The sequence below is a fragment of the Acidobacteriota bacterium genome (assembly GCA_028875575.1).
Taxonomy (GTDB): domain Bacteria; phylum Acidobacteriota; class Terriglobia; order Versatilivoradales; family Versatilivoraceae; genus Versatilivorator.
In genome coordinates this window covers 17,170-32,739 of sequence record JAPPDF010000101.1, presented here as the reverse complement: position 1 = coordinate 32,739, position 15,570 = coordinate 17,170, and the positions used below count along the sequence as shown (strand labels likewise).

Annotated in this window: 13 protein-coding genes; 9 read left to right on the top strand and 4 right to left on the bottom strand. The window is 62.3% G+C overall.

Annotated elements, in window-relative coordinates; all coding sequences use genetic code 11:
• From ggt to OXI69_17625, 4 genes are all read left to right on the top strand, one after another.
• Positions 1 to 1,683 (top strand): gamma-glutamyltransferase, encoded by a 1,683-nt coding sequence (ggt, locus tag OXI69_17640; protein MDE2667967.1) that lies wholly within the window; start codon positions 1 to 3, stop codon positions 1,681 to 1,683.
• Positions 1,684 to 1,853: 170 nt separating this feature from the next.
• Positions 1,854 to 3,068 carry an iron-containing alcohol dehydrogenase gene (locus tag OXI69_17635; protein MDE2667966.1) on the top strand — a complete coding sequence of 405 codons (1,215 nt, stop codon included), beginning with the start codon at positions 1,854 to 1,856 and terminating at the stop codon, positions 3,066 to 3,068.
• Positions 3,056 to 4,252: a PQQ-binding-like beta-propeller repeat protein gene (locus tag OXI69_17630; GenBank protein MDE2667965.1), complete on the top strand. Its 1,197-nt coding sequence runs from the start codon at positions 3,056 to 3,058 to the stop codon at positions 4,250 to 4,252. Before OXI69_17635 ends, OXI69_17630 begins: the two co-directional genes overlap by 13 nt.
• Positions 4,253 to 4,319: 67 nt before the next feature.
• Positions 4,320 to 5,597, top strand: coding sequence for an iron-containing alcohol dehydrogenase (locus tag OXI69_17625; protein MDE2667964.1), 1,278 nt, complete (start codon positions 4,320 to 4,322; stop codon positions 5,595 to 5,597).
• A gap of 511 nt (positions 5,598 to 6,108) precedes the next feature.
• On the opposite strand, the gene OXI69_17620 is transcribed toward OXI69_17625, so the two are convergent.
• The 3 genes from OXI69_17620 to OXI69_17610 all read right to left on the bottom strand — a co-directional run bounded on the left by OXI69_17620 (position 6,109) and on the right by OXI69_17610 (position 9,596).
• Positions 6,109 to 7,788: a sodium:solute symporter family protein gene (locus OXI69_17620; GenBank protein ID MDE2667963.1), complete on the bottom strand. Its 1,680-nt coding sequence runs from the start codon at positions 7,786 to 7,788 to the stop codon at positions 6,109 to 6,111.
• Positions 7,737 to 8,003: a hypothetical protein gene (locus OXI69_17615; protein MDE2667962.1), complete on the bottom strand. Its 267-nt coding sequence runs from the start codon at positions 8,001 to 8,003 to the stop codon at positions 7,737 to 7,739. Before OXI69_17615 ends, OXI69_17620 begins: the two co-directional genes overlap by 52 nt.
• 162 nt (positions 8,004 to 8,165) lie before the next feature.
• Positions 8,166 to 9,596, bottom strand: coding sequence for an ankyrin repeat domain-containing protein (locus OXI69_17610; GenBank protein MDE2667961.1), 1,431 nt, complete (start codon positions 9,594 to 9,596; stop codon positions 8,166 to 8,168).
• 147 nt (positions 9,597 to 9,743) lie between these two features.
• Here OXI69_17610 and OXI69_17605 point away from each other — a divergent pair, with 147 nt between their 5' ends.
• Together OXI69_17605 and OXI69_17600 are read left to right on the top strand one after the other, a co-directional pair.
• The gene (locus OXI69_17605) at positions 9,744 to 10,007 is read left to right on the top strand and encodes a type II toxin-antitoxin system RelB/DinJ family antitoxin (GenBank protein MDE2667960.1); all 264 of its coding nucleotides are present in this window, start codon (positions 9,744 to 9,746) and stop codon (positions 10,005 to 10,007) included.
• A complete protein-coding gene (locus tag OXI69_17600) occupies positions 9,994 to 10,275 on the top strand; it encodes a type II toxin-antitoxin system YafQ family toxin (protein ID MDE2667959.1) in 282 nt (93 codons plus the stop codon). Before OXI69_17605 ends, OXI69_17600 begins: the two co-directional genes overlap by 14 nt.
• 176 nt (positions 10,276 to 10,451) lie before the next feature.
• Here OXI69_17600 and OXI69_17595 read toward each other — a convergent pair whose 3' ends face one another.
• A complete protein-coding gene (locus tag OXI69_17595; protein MDE2667958.1) occupies positions 10,452 to 11,198 on the bottom strand; it encodes a hypothetical protein in 747 nt (248 codons plus the stop codon).
• 325 nt (positions 11,199 to 11,523) lie between these two features.
• On the opposite strand from OXI69_17595, the gene OXI69_17590 reads away from it, so the two are divergent.
• The 3 genes from OXI69_17590 to OXI69_17580 all read left to right on the top strand — a co-directional run bounded on the left by OXI69_17590 (position 11,524) and on the right by OXI69_17580 (position 15,455).
• Entirely contained in the window at positions 11,524 to 11,688 is a 165-nt protein-coding gene (locus OXI69_17590; protein ID MDE2667957.1) for a hypothetical protein, read from the top strand.
• Between the two features lie 107 nt (positions 11,689 to 11,795).
• Positions 11,796 to 13,004: a TAXI family TRAP transporter solute-binding subunit gene (locus OXI69_17585; GenBank protein MDE2667956.1), complete on the top strand. Its 1,209-nt coding sequence runs from the start codon at positions 11,796 to 11,798 to the stop codon at positions 13,002 to 13,004.
• A 216-nt stretch (positions 13,005 to 13,220) separates the two neighbouring features.
• Positions 13,221 to 15,455 (top strand): TRAP transporter fused permease subunit, encoded by a 2,235-nt coding sequence (locus OXI69_17580; GenBank protein MDE2667955.1) that lies wholly within the window; start codon positions 13,221 to 13,223, stop codon positions 15,453 to 15,455.
• Positions 15,456 to 15,570: the final 115 nt, after the last annotated feature.

Genomic DNA, 15,570 nt, shown 5'->3' with positions numbered 1-15,570 from the left:
ATGGATGCCGGATCCGGGATGGGCGTTTCTCTTTTTGAAGGCCAGCAGGTGGCGGTGGCGGGCAGGAGATGGGCTACCCGCTCCGAGGTTCTGGCCCGTGACGGCATGGCCGCCACCAGCCAGCCCCTGGCCACCCAGGTGGCTGTGGATACTCTCAGGAAAGGGGGGACCGCCCTGGACGCCGCCATTGCGGCCAATGCGATGCTGGGCCTGGTGGAGCCGGTCTCGTGCGGGATCGGGGGCGACCTTTTTGCCCTGGTCTGGGATGCCGGCGCCAGGAGCTTGTCCGGTCTCAACGGCAGTGGCCGCTCCCCCTATTCCCTGGAGTTGGCGGAATTGAAACGGCGAGGCCTGAGCCGGCTGCCTTCCCGGGGACCGCTCTCGGTGTCCGTGCCGGGATGCGTGGACGGGTGGTACACACTCCACGAGCGCTACGGGAGGCTGCCCATGGATCAGTTGCTGGCCCCGACCATTGAATATGCTCGCCGGGGATTTCCGGTCTCGGAGGTTATTTCCAGGGACTGGGACGCAAGCGTGGCGATCCACGGGAAGTGGCCCGGCTTCCTGGAGACCTTTACGCTGGAGGGTCGGGCCCCCCGGGCGGGCGAGGTGTTCGCCAGTCCCCACCTGGCGGTGACGCTGGAAGCGATTGCCCGGTCGGGCAGGGAAGCCTTCTACCAGGGAGAAATCCCCCGGAGGATCGAAGCCTATTTCAAGAGACTGGGGGGATTTCTGAGCGCCGGGGATCTGGCGGACCATCGTTCGGAATGGGTGGAGCCGGTGGCCACCGATTACCGGGGGTACCGTGTCTGGCAGCTCCCTCCCAATGGACAGGGCATTGCCGTATTGCAGATGCTGAATCTGCTGGAGGCCTACGACATCGCCTCCATGGGCTTCGGCTCCACCGATCACATCCACCATTTCGTGGAGGCCAAGAAGCTGGTTTTCGAAGATCGCGCCCGATTTTATGCCGATCCCGCCTTCAACCGGATTCCGGTCCGCCAGTTGATTTCGAAGGCCTATGCAGGCCGGCGCTGCAAGCTGCTGGACTCCCTGCAGGCGGGAAAGAGCTTCGACGCGGGCAACCCGGCCCTCGCTGCCGGAGACACCGTTTACCTGACGACGGCCGACTCGGCCGGGAACATGGTCTCCTTCATTCAGAGCAACTTCAAGGGCATGGGGTCGGGAATGACTCCCGAGGGACTGGGCTTCATGCTGCAGAACCGGGGCGAACTGTTCAGCCTGGAGGAGGGCCACTTCAACTGCTACGCGCCCCACAAACGGCCCTTCCACACCATTATTCCCGGGTTTGTCACCCGGAACGGCGAACCTTTCCTCAGCTTTGGCGTGATGGGAGGTGACTTCCAGGCCCTGGGCCAGGTTCAGGTGCTCCTGAACCTGATCGACTTCGGCATGAACCTGCAGGAGGCCGGGGACGCCCCGCGCATCAACCACGACGGATCTTCCTCGCCGACCGGCGACTGCATGGACGATGGCGGCGTGGTGGAGCTGGAGAGGGGCTATTCCGAAGAATCGGTGGAGGGGCTGCTGCGACGGGGTCACCGGGTCACCCGGAACGCGGGCCCCTTCGGGGGGTATCAAGCCATCGGGGTCGACCCGGCAGCTCGGGTCTACCGAGGGGCTTCCGAGTCGCGAAAGGACGGCCAGGCGGCCGGGTATTGAGGCGTAGGGGCACCCCTGGTGGGTGCCCTCGAGCCCGCGCTGTCCGAGCGAACGGGAATAGTCGGGCAACCACGACGGTTGCTCTTGCATTGAGGTCGGGGGCCGGCCCTGGATGTCCCTGGAGACGCCGAAGGCTTTACTTGCCGGGCTGCGCCCCGCATAATTAAACGATGGCGCCGGCCGAGATTCGGTCCACCGACTCCTTCCCCGAAGGGAATCCCCAACGTCCTTGCTTCATGGATTTATCTCCTTTTGAATTTCATTCGGCAGCCCGGGTCCTCTTCGGTCTGAACGCGATAGGACGCCTGGGTGAGGTCTCGGTCGAACTGGGGTTCAAGCGGTCGCTGCTGGTGGCCGACCATGGCCTGCAAGCCTCGGGCCACGTGGACGAAGCCCTGGACGCTCTCGGGGCGGCGGGCGTTGAGGCGTTGCCCTTCCACGACTTCGACGTCAACCCCGATGCCGACATGGTCGAGCAGGGGCGACGGTTCGCAGCCGAACAGAGGCCGGACTCCATCATCGGACTGGGGGGAGGCAGTTCCCTGGATTGCGCCAAGGGCATCAACTTTCTGCTGACCAACGGCGGCCGCATGCAGGACTACCGGGGATACGGCAAGGCCACCAGGGACATGCTGCCCATGATCGGCATTCCCACCACCGCCGGCACCGGCAGCGAGGCTCAGAGCTACGCGCTCATTTCCGACCCGAATTCCCATGAGAAGATGGCTTGCGGGGATCCCAAGGCCGCCTTTCGAGCGGTCCTGCTGGACCCGGCGCTGACGCTTTCCCAACCGGCTCAGGTAACGGCCACGGCAGGATTCGATGCCGTTTCCCACGCGGTGGAGAGCTTCGTCACCACCAAGCGCAACGCCGTCTCCGAGTGCTTTTCCAGGGAAGCCTGGAGATTGCTCGAGGGGAACTACGAGAGAGTGCTGAGAGCCCCGGGGGATCTCGACGCCAGGGGAGCCATGCTGCTGGGGGCCTATTTTGCCGGGCTGGCCATCGAGCACTCCATGCTGGGGGCCAGCCACGCCTGCGCCAACCCTCTGACGAGCCATCACGGGGTCACTCACGGGGTTGCCATCGCCATGCTGCTTCCCCAGGTGGTGCGCTGGAACGCGTCGGTGGTGGGGGCCAGGTACCGGGAGTTGATGCACTTGGCCGGGGTAAACGGGTTCGACCGCGACGACCCGGTGGCGCTGGCGACGCGCCTGGAAGAGATGGCCGCGCGTGGCGGGATGCCTTCCGGACTCAGAGCCGTGGGAGTGACCAGGGAGGATCTGGGTCGACTGGCGGAAGCAGCCAGCCTGCAGTGGACCGGACGATTCAATCCCCGGCCTCTGGACCGGAAAGGAGCCTTGGAGGTCTACCAATGGGCACTTTAGAACAGCGCCGGCAATTCGATTCGGGGAAGGGTCTGTGCTCAGGGGCGGTTGTCCTGGCGGGTCTGCCGGTACTGGCCCTGATTTGCTTGCTCGGTCTGTCTCTCCACGGAGTTCAGGGAACCGGAAGCGCATCGTCACAGGCGGGCGGCATCTGGAGCCAGTTTCGTGGAAATCCTGCCTTGACGGGAATCTCCCAAGCGAACCTTCCCGATTCGCTCAAGCTGCTCTGGACGCTGGAGGTGGGCGAACCGATCGAGTCCTCGGCAGCCATCGTGGACGGTGTGGTCTACGTGGGCTCTCAGTCGGGCGACCTGCTGGCAGTGAGCCTGGGCAGCGGCGAAGAGCTGTGGCGCTATCGGGCCGCCGAATTCGGCATCGGGGAGTCCTCTCCCTGCGTGGGGCAGGGGATGGTATACATCGGAGACCTGGACGGGGTGCTGCACGCGGTCGACGTCCGAACCGGCAAGGCCGCCTGGACCTTCGCCACCGAGGGAGAGATCAAGTCTTCCCCGGTGCTGGTCGGGAACCGGGTCCTGGTCGGTTCTTACGACAGCCACCTCTACGCGCTGGAGGCCGACACGGGACTGCTCCTGTGGAAGGTGATGACCGAAGGGTATGTCCATTCCACCCCCAGCGTGGCTGACGGCGTGGCCTATATCTCCGGCTGTGACGAAATCTTTCGCGCCATCCGGGTGAAGGATGGCCGGGAACTGTACCAGGTGCCCTCCATCGCCTACACCGGCGCCTCCCCGGCCCTGGCCGGCGATGCCGCCTACTTTGGAACTTTCAGCAACCAGGTGGTGAGTGTCAGCAGGAGGGAGCGCAAGGTGCTGTGGCGGTATGAGTCCAAGGAATCCCAGTTCCCCTTCTATTCCTCGGCGGCCGTGGTCGGGGGGCGGGTGGTTCTGGGAGGCCGCGATCGAAAGGTGCACTGCCTCGAGGCGGCCAACGGCGAGTCCCTCTGGACCTTTGCCACCAGGGCGCGAGTCGATTCCTCCCCGGTCGCGGTCGGGGATCGGATTTACGTGGGATCCAATGATGGACGCTTCTACGTCCTGAACCTCAAAGACGGCAAGAAGGTCTGGGAGTTCAACGCCGGGGCACCCCTGTCGGCTTCACCGGCGGTGGCCGGTGGAAGGATCGTCATCGGATCTCTGGATGGCCAGCTTTTCTGTTTTGGTTAAGGAAAAGGGGCGGCGTGATTCAGCGGTAGTGCAGTCCGGCTTCAGTCCTTCAATGGTGGAGACAGACATGGGCCGTGAGATCGGTTTTCAGATGGCCACCTCCAACATCCGCTTCGGTCCCGGGGTGACCCGGGAAGTGGGGATGGATCTGAGGGACATGAAGCTTGGCCGGGTGCTGGTGGTCATCGACCCGGGTCTGAGGGATCTGCCGCCGGTTACGGTGGCGCTGCAGGCGATGGAGGACGAGGGCATCGCCTTTTCAGTGTTCGACCGGGTCCGGGTGGAACCCACCGATCGATCCATCCAGGAGGCCATCGCCGCGGCCCGGGGCGATCGCTACGACGGTTTCGTTGCCATCGGCGGAGGATCGACCATTGACACGGCCAAGGCGGCCAATCTCTACTCCACCTTCCCGGCGGACTTCCTCGACTACGTGAACGCACCCATCGGCAAGGGGCTTCCGGTGCCGGGGAGCCTCAAGCCCCTGGTGGCCATTCCCACCACCGCCGGCACCGGCAGCGAGACCACCGGGGTGGCCATCTTCGACTTGAGCGGCATGCGGGCCAAGACCGGCATCGCCCACCGCAGGCTCAAGCCGACCCTGGGCCTGCTGGACCCGGAAAACACCCGCAGCATGCCCTCCGAAGTGGGGGCCTCGACCGGTCTGGACGTGCTCAGCCACGCCCTGGAATCCTACACCGCCATTCCATATGCCCAGCGGCCCTATCCCGACCGCCCGGTCTTGAGGCCGGCCTACCAGGGATCCAATCCCATCAGCGACGTCTGGTCGCTGGAAGCCCTGAGGATCGTGTCCGAATACCTGCCGCGGGCGGCGGAAGACCCCGGCGACGGCGAAGCGCGGGCCCAGATGCTGCTGGCCGCTTCCTACGCGGGCGTGGGATTCGGCAATGCCGGCGTCCACCTGCCCCACGGCATGTCCTATCCGGTATCGGGGCTGGTCCGGGACTATCGCGCCCCCGGGTATTCGGTGGACCACCCCATGGTGCCTCATGGGATCTCGGTGATTCTCAACGCTCCGGCCGTATTTCGTTTCACCGCGCCGGCCTGCCCCGAAAGGCACCTGAATGCCGCCGCCATTCTGGGCGCCGACACCAACGGCAAGGCTTTGGATGACGCCGGCAAGATCCTGTCCGATCGCATTGTCGCTTTCATGCAGCGGCTGAAGCTGCCCAACGGCTTGAGCGGCCTCGGCTACACCTCCCGGGACATCCCCAGCCTGGTGGAAGGCACTCTCCCCCAACACCGCGTCACCAAGCTCTCCCCCCGACCCGCCTCCGCAGAGGACCTGACCCGTATCTTCGAAGAGGCGCTGACGGCCTGGTAGGCTTTGGCCCCACCGCTAAACGGAATAGGCCGACAAGATCCCCTTTCCGTGTGCGCAACCTGGTTTGAAATCAGACGAACGACGTTCTGGAGAGGTAGTGCTTACCGGGACGGGTGCTTCCTGTTCGCCGCATTCGCGGCTGGGTTGACGCAGAACCGATACGACCCCGGGTTGACACCTCCGTTGCCCAGAGGACTCCGCCGTCGCTGCCAAGCTCGACGCCTCCCGGGCTCCTCCTGCTCACCCCGCAGGCGACCCTGGGCCGCAGCTACGCAGCTCTATAAGGATGGCTCGTAGGTGGCGTCGTGCCGGGTAATCTACGTCAACCGCAGCCTCGCAGCTCTCACCTAACCCACAAAGCTGCAAGGGGAAACGCGCTTTTCTATTTAAAATGATGCCCCGGGCAAGAGCCCGGGGAAAGCCATCGGAAGACGTCGCGTATGGGAGTTAAGCCGCGAACGCGGCGACAGCAGTATGCGCGACCGGCGACGCAGCGCAGGCATTGAGACTGTCAACTGTCGGCTTTGGACGGGAAGTATCGCTCGATTGTAGCGGCGCCGGGTCGAGCCGTCATCCAGGAGACCACGATCATCAGCAGCGCCGAGACCAGGACGATGGGGACGACGGGCAGGAAGCCCAGAATGGTGGTCCCGCCGGCCGTCCTCACGATCAGGTCGAGCTGTCCCCAGGAGAGGATCGCGGTCGGCGGTCCGGAGGGAGGCGGAATCATCGCCTGCAGCAGGGCAATGGCGCCGACGGAGGCGCCCGCCCACAGGGTGGTGGCCAGGGCTCCCCAGCGAGTGCTGCGCTTCCAGAACAGAGCCGCCACCAACAGGGGAAGGAGAGCGGCGTAGCCGGTAAAGGAGTACTGTACGGCCACCAGGAATATGGTGGCCGGAGTCTTCAGGGCGATGACGAAGGCTGCCGAAGTGATCAGCGCCACGAACAGACGGCCGGTTTGAACCTGGGCCCGGTCCCCGAACCGCTGTTTGCCCCCATAGAAGGCGAAGATATCCTCGGTGAACATGGTCGAGAGTGCCAGGATCTGGGAGTCGCTGGCCATCACGGCCGCCATGATGCCCGCTCCCAGGATGCCGGCCAGCCACAGGGGCGCGTAGCGGTCCAGCAGCAGGGGGATGACGTCATCGGCCGCCATCCGGCGGCGAAGGTCGCTTTCCCGTTCGGGAGTCAGCTCGGTTCCTGATGTCGCCAGCGTTTGACGGGCGGCCTGCTTGTCCTGGATTCGGGGAAAGTCTTCGGCTCCGTTGGCCGCCACCCCCAGAAAGACGCAGGGAAGCCAGATGGCCATGATGCAGATCGGATAGAGGATCACCGTCTTGCGGAACTGGGACATGCGGCGGGCGGTAAGGCAGAAGATGCCGATGTGGGGGAAGCAGATGGCGGACAGCGGGATGAAGGTGTAGCTGAGGTAGTAGAGCGGTGAGACATTTTCCCGGGTGAGCAGGGGAGCCAGGGCGGGGGATTGGGCGATTCTTTCCATGGCCGCGCTGAAGCCCCCCATTCCGGCGCCGATCACCAGAAGCGCAGCCACGCCGAAACTCAGGAACAGCGTGGTCTGAAAGGTGTTCACCCAGGCGGTGCCGCGCATGCCGCCAAAGAAGACGTAGCTCATCACCACCAGGGCCACCAGGCTGCCGCCCATCCAGTAAGGAACCCAGCCGCCGCTGATGGCTTGCAGGATGGTCCCGCCTCCCTTGACGGCGATGATGATGTAGGGAACCAGGAAGAGCGCTTGCAGGGCGAAGATGGCCGTTCCGATGTGGCTGCACTCCCAACGGTCCCGAAACATCTGGACAGGGGTCATGAAGCCGTGTTTCTTGCCCAGCGCCCAGGTGCGGGTGCCGATCAGCAGGAGGGTCAGGGGAATGATGAGGGCCGAGGAGGAGCCCATCAGCCCATAAGTGACGATCCCGTTGTTGAAGGCGTGTCCCGAGGCCCCCAGGATGGTGAAGGCGGTCATGTTGGTCCCGAACAGCGAGAAGAGAAAGACGAAGGGGCCCAGGGAACGGCCGGCCAGAAAATAGTCTTCAGCCGCGTGCCTGGAGGCTGCACGGCGAAAGGCGAAAATTCCGATGTAAAGAACCAGGGCCAGATAGACCAGCACAACCAGGGTGGGGATCATGATGGGGTCGGTTTCTCGGAACGGGTGGAGGGCGGGGGCTCGGTGCATTCGGAGACCTCCTCCAAGTGCACGGGCCAACAGTACCGGACCAGGAGCCACATGAGGCCGGCTACAGCTACCGAATAGAGCGCATGGTAAAACAGGCCGATGGGGATAAATCCCAGGATCAACGGATCGGCCAGGCGCCAGAACCAGAAATCCTGATGGAGGCCATAGAAGACCAGGACGACAAGTGCCAGGATGAATGGAATCTTCTTTTTCAATTTCGATCTGAGCTCAAATCGTCCATTCCTGCTGGGAGGGGATCACCCGGGAGCGCGGGCGTCTCGCCCGCATGCGCAAGCCGCTCATTGTAGCATCCGGCTGGCAACGGGGCAGGGCCGAGTCCATGGCGGAGGAAAAGCTCGGCGTCCGGGGGCGCCGCCTCACTTGCCGAAATCCAGGGTGGTTTTGGTAGCGAACCGGCGATAGTTCATCCACTTGTTTTCGTTCTGGTTGATCCAGCTGCGTCTTCCAACCAGGACGTCCCTGGAGCTGAGAGGTAGCCAGTAGGTCCTGCCTTCGATGTCCACGGGGCCGTAGTCGATCTGAAAGCGTGCCTGCCGGACCGGAAAATCGGCCGGGACGCCAAAGATCCGTTCGCCCACGATCCGCAGCACCGCCGACGAATCCTTTGCAATATGGATGTGTCCCTCGTAGCCGACCCTGACGAAGTTTTGCAGGGTGCCGTCGTGCAGGACGCCCGTATACAACTGGTAGCCGGACGGATGGGTGACGGCAAAGACAACCGCCGGCTGCCCCTCGAGCAGGCTGTCGCCCTCGTGGAAGAAGCTTGCGGGCGAATCCGGCTGGAAGAGGGCCTGCAACGCGCTGCCGAACTCTCCCATGCCGCTGATTTCTCGAACGTGCCTTTGGGACGGCTTCCCATCCACGGTGAGCGTCATATAGGATTCGGCCCCGTCGACGAACTGAACCTTGGTGACGATGTCATGGCGTTTCTTCAGCGCCGTGTTTTCCCGACCCTGGTTGTCGGACCGTGTTGTGATCTGGGTGCAGAAGAAATCGGGGAGGTTCGCGGTGAAGCTCAAGGCCCATTGCTTGGCGCCCTCCAACAGCTCTTGTGAGCGCTGAGATCCAAAAACGTTGGCGCGGGCTTGCGTCGAGGCTCTCTGGCCGTCGGCGCCGCCGTCCGCACTGGGCGCCTCGAGTTCCGCCTCGCTTCCTCCCAACAACCGGGCCAATTCCAGATGCCCGCGCCGAGCGGCGATCTGGGCCGGCCGCAGCCCGTCTAAAGGGGTGCTTGGATCGACCCCCTGGGCAAGCAGCAATCGGGCCAGGCCTACATGCCCGGTACCTGCCGCCAAATGGAGTAGTTGAGGTCCGCAGCCGGAGCATCGACCACCCAGGCGGGCGCCGTACCTCAAGAGCAATCGGGCGATTTCACCATCTGCGCTCCGGGCGGCCAACTGCAACGGCACCAGGGTTTCACGTTTTCCATAGCGGGCCACCAGATTCGGATTGGCTCCCCGCTCCAGAAGCAGCCTGGTTACCTGTTCATGTTGGTGCTGCACGGCGAGGTGCAGCGGCGTGCGGGCGGTTGTGTCCTGCATCCGGTTAGGATCCGCCCCTTTCTCCAACAGCAGTCTGGAGATTTCAAGGTGGCCTTGGCGGGCAGCGAGATGCAGGGGGGTGAGTTTGTCCGGGTTCTTGCGGTTGGGATCGACTCCCTTGTCGAGTTCAACACGCACCGATGATGCGTCTCCCCGGGAGACGGCCGGGTGCAGCCCAACCGAAGGCGATTCCGACGCTGCCGCGGTAAGAGAAAGAAAAATAACGATGTTGGAAAGGCTGCTCACAGATTCTCCCTTGCTAGCTGCAAGGATAGTTACCGTCTCAGAATACCGCAAGGCGGCTCCGTGAAGGAGCCGCGCCAGTTCTTACTGGAGACTCTCAGGAGACAGGGTGTATGATATTGTCATGCAGGAAACCAAGGGGAATCGACTATGCCAGCGAATCAACTCGTTCAAGCGCGCATTGACGGAGCCATCAAGGAAGAGGCAGCTGCGGTGCTGGCTGCAATGGGCCTGACCGTGTCCGATGCCGTACGGTTGTTGCTGACCAGGATTGCGCGGGAAAAGGCACTGCCATTTGCACCGCTGACTCCAAACACTGTCACCATCGAGGCAATGAAGGAGGCCCGCAAGGGTGGCATGTCTCAATTCGACAGCGTGGGTGCGCTCATGGACGATCTGAATGGGAAGGATTGAGCGCACCAGTCAATTCAAACGCGATTACAGGCGTGAGTTGAAGGGCCGACACCGGACGTCGCTGGACGCTGTTTTGTTTCCCGTCCTGGTCGCGTTGGCAAATGATCAGCCGCTGGAATCTCGACACCACGACCATGCACTGAGCGGCGAGTGGACAGATTTCCGTGATTGCCACCTGAAACCTGACCTGGTACTGATCTACCAGAAGCACGGCACAGACAAGCTGAGACTTGTTCGCCTCGGATCCCATTCGGAACTCGGGCTTTGAGACAGTGAAGGAGAATTGGGGGCAATTGTGACGTTTTTGAGTTACTGGAAAAACTTTGCTCACACCGAATGTCACATGAGGTTTGAAGGAGATCGGACATAGATCCCCGCCAGGTAAATCATCCCAACACCTTCATTGCTAAAGGATTAAAGAACCGCTGTTCCAATTTCTTCCAACTATTCAACAGCGTTCCCTGGTTGCCCAAAACTTGTCTGTGCGCCCTGAACGTGCAGTCTCCGCAAATCAAGCGGGAGGTCTTGCCGCATCACAGCTCTCCGGGCTTGGCGGCGGAATCGTTCTGAACTTGATTCCTCAAACAGTGGAGGGATTGACACTTCTTCCGAAGCCGTCGTGTATGTACTTTCCTCCTTGTCGGTGGGTTTCGGCATCCTCGCACCGGGTGAATCGGGCAGGATTTTGATGAAGGTGACGTCCTTGGGACGAAGAGCCCGGTTCACCAATATGGCAACTCCCGTGGAGATGGCGATACTCGCCGCGTAGCTGCCATAATACTTGTCACCGGGTTCCCCGGCTTCGGTTCCGGCAATTGCAACCATGCTTCCCATCATGGTTCCGACAAACGTTCCCACGGTTGCGGCAACCCGTATACCCTTGTTCTCCTTGAGCCCTCGAACCTCAATTCGAGAGACGGCGTCTCTGGGGATCTGAGCCTCGCCTTTGGGGTAATCGGTTAGACTGCTGCTGTTTTTGACGTTAAAGTCAAGCGAAGCAGCATTCACGCTTCGGATTCGTCCCTCAACCCGTGCGCCTTCGGCGAGTTGAAGTGTGACCAATTTGACGCCGATCAAGTCGTTCAGCTCTCCCCACCGGACTTCCAGAGACTTTTCCTGATCCGATCCCTGGAGATCGGCGCTCAGCAACAGAAGCACCGCCGAGAAGCTAATGGCTCGCAGCAAGCTCATTACAGGATCCTCCGGTAATTCATCCTCTCGATTGCCTGAACGGCCCCCAGTCACTACATCATGCCTGTCAGATCATCGTTTCTCGACCCTCAACATATCAAAACCAGGGCACGAGCGGAAAACCGGGGACGTTGTTGAATTACTGGAACTACCGCGAGGAGCAATTCTGAAACGCCAGGATATGGCCGGAAGAGCTCGATTCCGCACAGTTATGATACTGTCATGCAGAAAACCGGGGAGTGGAAAGAATTCCGTGATCGGCACTTGAGACCTGACCTGGTACCGGTCCACCGGAATTGCCCTTGAACGACCATGGAGGCGAATCATGCCTCTTGATACTGATGACCTGATGGAAGAAGTCGCGGACGAAGCCCTTTTGGAAATGGCTTCCCGAAACCGAACCGCTTCCCGAATTGGATGGGTACTTTCAATCGTGGTCGTAGTAGCTATTGTGCTTGTGTTCGTGGTGTATTGGCTGGTTGTGGAGTGAAGAAGGAATACAATGTTCAGGAACTTCAACGGGCTATTCACAATCGTCGCGGCAGTACCGGTTTCATTGGTGCAGGCGGGGAAGCAAATCCAGTCGAGAAACTCTTCATGGGACAAAGCGCCACACGCTGGCTTTGGATTGGTTTGCTGGTGGCTATGGGCCTGGGGGCCGTAGCTTGCCAACAGGGTGAAAGGCACCGTTTCCTCAGTCTGGGGACGGCTCCAGTGGGGGGCACCTTTCCGGTAGTGGGCGGGGCCATTGCCGAGGTGCTCAACCTCCATCGAGGCCCTCACAACTGGAAGGTGCAGATCAAGGGGAGCAAGGGCAGCCAGGAGAATATCCGGCGTCTGGCCAGCGGTCAGTTCGAGTTGGGGATGAGCAACTCGGCCATCAGCTTTTTCGCCAGCCAGGGCGGGTCCAACTGGAAATCGGAAGGCGGCTACGACGTGCGGGCGGTCTGCACGCTGGCCCCCCTGGTGGCCATGTTTGTCACCAAGCGGGATTCGGGCATCCGCGCCATCGGCGATCTGAAGGGAAGGCGGGTGGTGATCGGGCCGGCCGGGGCAGGATTCGAGATGTTCGTGATGCCGATCCTGGAAGCCCACGGGGTGGCGGCAGGCTCGTTCAGCGCCATCTACGCGCCCCAGGGAGTGGCCGTCGAAATGCTCAGCGACGGGGCTGTCGATGCGGCTTTTCTGGGCGGGGCCCTGCCTGCCCAGTCGATCATCCAGGCTTCCGGATCGTTCGAGGTCTACGTGATTCCCTTCGATCCCAGGGTCCGGGGACAGTTGATCCGGGACTATGCCTTCTTCAAGCCCATTCCCCACGCCCTGGTCAAGTCGAGGTATCCGAAGATACTGCGCTATGAGCTGGAGGACCGCATCGCTCAAATGAGCCGAGAGGAAGCCCTGTCCTTCATCCTGGACCAGGGACTGAGGGTGCCGGGAGCGGAATCGATGGAACTTGACGCGCTCCGCAAGGCCCTCGTCGGAGCCCGTTTCGGTTGGCTGAACGTGGGCTCGATGCAAGTGGTGACTCATAAAAGCACCGACAAGCAGTTGATTCGAAAACTCTTGGAAGTCTTGTGGGAGCAGCGGGAGGAGTTGGCCCGCAGGCATCCGGCCCTGGGATTTCTAAAACTCAGGTCGGTGCCGCTTCCCGGCGGACAGAAACGACTGATTCAGGGCGCCGTCCTCTATACCGGGATCCCGTTTCATCCCGGAGCCGTAGAGTTCTATGAGAGTCACCCGGAGATCGGCTTCCGGCCCAACCCCGCCAACCGCGTCCCGGCGCAACCCGAGCGGAATAGTGATTAGTGATCAGTGGCTAGTGGTTAGCCGTGCCTCCGCCCTGGCGGGCGGAACATACGAGAGTGAAACAGATTTGTTTCAGTTGCTGAACGTGTCGATTAAGTAACTATCCACTAACCACTGGCCACTAATCACTTTTCACCTGGTTGCGCTGCCGTCCCATACGATGAGGCGGCTCATACGCGCCGAAACAAGGGAGTGTCAGGCAAGAAAGGTTGGCTCATGTTCGAGCCCGTTAGCAAGCGGTTGATTCCCCTCCTGAGTGCGGTCCTGTGCCTCTACACGCTGACCGAGGTCAACTTTCCCCGGCTGCGTCCGCAGTCCCAGTTGGCCCTGTTTGTCATGCTGGGCCTGGTGCTTTGCTTTCTCAGCACCCCGGCCCGTGAACGCTGGCGGGACTGCCGGGTCGCGCGCCTGGGCGATCTGGCCCTGGCCGTCGCCAGCATCGCGGCTTGCGGTTACGTGGTGCTGATGACCGAACCGCTCTTTCACGGGTGGTTCCCCAACCTCTGGCCTTACGGGAAATCGCTGGGAAACCGCGCCGGTATCGAAGGACCTGCCGACTTTGTGTTGGGCGCGGTCGGCTTGTTGCTGGTGTTGGAAGCCACGCGCCGCTCCATTGGCTGGGTGGTGCCGGCGCTGGCGCTCCTCTTCCTGGCGCACAGCTATTACGGGCATCTGGCCCACCAGAGCCTCCTGCCCGATCTGCCGGGCTGGCTGCTGCCGCATGCCGGCCAGGATGCGGCCTACCTGGTGAGCACGACTTTTTCGCAGTCTCTGGGCGTGTTCGGCCCGGCAGCCGGCGTCATGTTCAAGTATGTCTTCCTGTTCGTCATCTTCGGGGCCTTTCTGGAGATGTCCGGCGCAACCCGGTTCATTATCGATTTCGCCCAAAAAGTGTTCGGCGGCACGCCCGGTGGGCCGGCCAAGGTGGCCGTGCTGGGGAGCGGGCTGATGGGGTCCCTCTCGGGCAGCGCCGTCGCCAACGCGGTGACCACCGGCACCTTTACCATCCCCATGATGCGTCACGCCGGGTTCGAAAGGCACGTGGCCGGAGGCATCACGGCCGCGGCGGCCTCAGGGGGAGCCCTGGTGCCTCCCGTCATGGGAGCCGGTGCCTACATGATGCTGGAGCTGGTTCAGCCCCAGGTGACCTTCCTGCAGGTAGCCAAGGCGGCCCTGATTCCCGCCATCCTCTACTATCTGTCCATTTTCCTGATCGTGCATTTCTACGCCCGGCGGGCCGGGGCGGTTGCGGCCGACCGAGGGCCGGCGGGCCCGGTCTCGCGGTTTCAGGGACTGGTCTTCTTTTCGGCCCTGGGGACGCTGATCCTCTTTTTGCTGATGGGCTTCACCCCCTTCAAGGCGGTGAGCGGGTCCCTGGTGGTGATTCTGCTGCTGAGCATGGCCGGCCCCGGGACCGGTTTGAGCGCAGCCCCACGCCGTTGGGCTCTTTCGGCCTTCGCCCTGGTGGTGGTCCTGCATCAGGCGGTTCTTGCCCAGCCCCCGGCCGTGCCCAAGCTGCGTCTCTATGCCGAGTCGCTCATCAACTCCTGCCTGGTGGGCATGTTCGGACTGCTGCTGTTTGCCCTGCTGCACCCCCGGTTGAGGCCGTCCATCCTGGAAGCGCTGGTCAAGGCGGCCAGGAACGGGGTGGCCCTGATCGCCGCCAGCGCCTGCGTGGGGATCATCATCGGTGTGGTCCAATCGACGGGAGTCGCCACCGACTTCAGCAATGTCATCAAGGGCGTGGTGGAATCGAGCCTACTGCTGGCCCTGGTGGGAATCATGATCTGTTCCATCATCCTGGGCATGGGGGTGCCTTCGGTGGTCTGCTACCTGCTGATGGCCACCCTGATGGGCTCGCTGCTGGAACAGATGGGCGTGCAGCCCCTGGCGGCCCATCTGTTCATCTTCTATTTCGGGATGATGTCGATGGTGACTCCGCCGGTGGCGCTGGCCGCCTATGCCAGCGCCTCCATCGCCAAGGCCAGGATCATGAAGACGGCCCTGGCTTCCTTCCGTTTCGCCCTAGTGGGCTTCACCTTGCCCTTCATGTTCGTCTACCGTCCCGAGCTGTTGCTGCTGGTGCCGCGGGATACCAGCACCCGCCTCAGCGATCGGATCACCTCCAACGCCTCCCTGGATCTGACCCGGCTTGGAAATCTGTGGGAACTGGGCCTGGAGGTGGGCACGGCCATTCTGGGAATCTTTGCGCTGGCGGCCGCCATCGCCGGCTATCTCAAGCGGCCCCTGCGGCTGGATCACCGCCTGATCCTGTTCGCCGCTGCCGCCTGCCTGCTGTCTCCGGAAATTCAGGTTCAGGGTTACAACCTGGGCCCCGGTCTGAACCTGGGAGCGGCGGTTGCCCTGGCAGGAGTGGTCATGGCCAACCGGTTGTGGGCAGGTCCCGAACCCGTTGCCTCCAAAGAGCCCGATGAAGCTCTGGAGGAGTGACTCCGCCAGGAAGAACCTCCGGCGCTGTCGAAAGCGCCGGGTCCCACCGAGACTTCCTCCATCATTCCGGCTTTTTCCCATACTTTCCCGGATACGGCCGTTTCCCTCGCTGCCC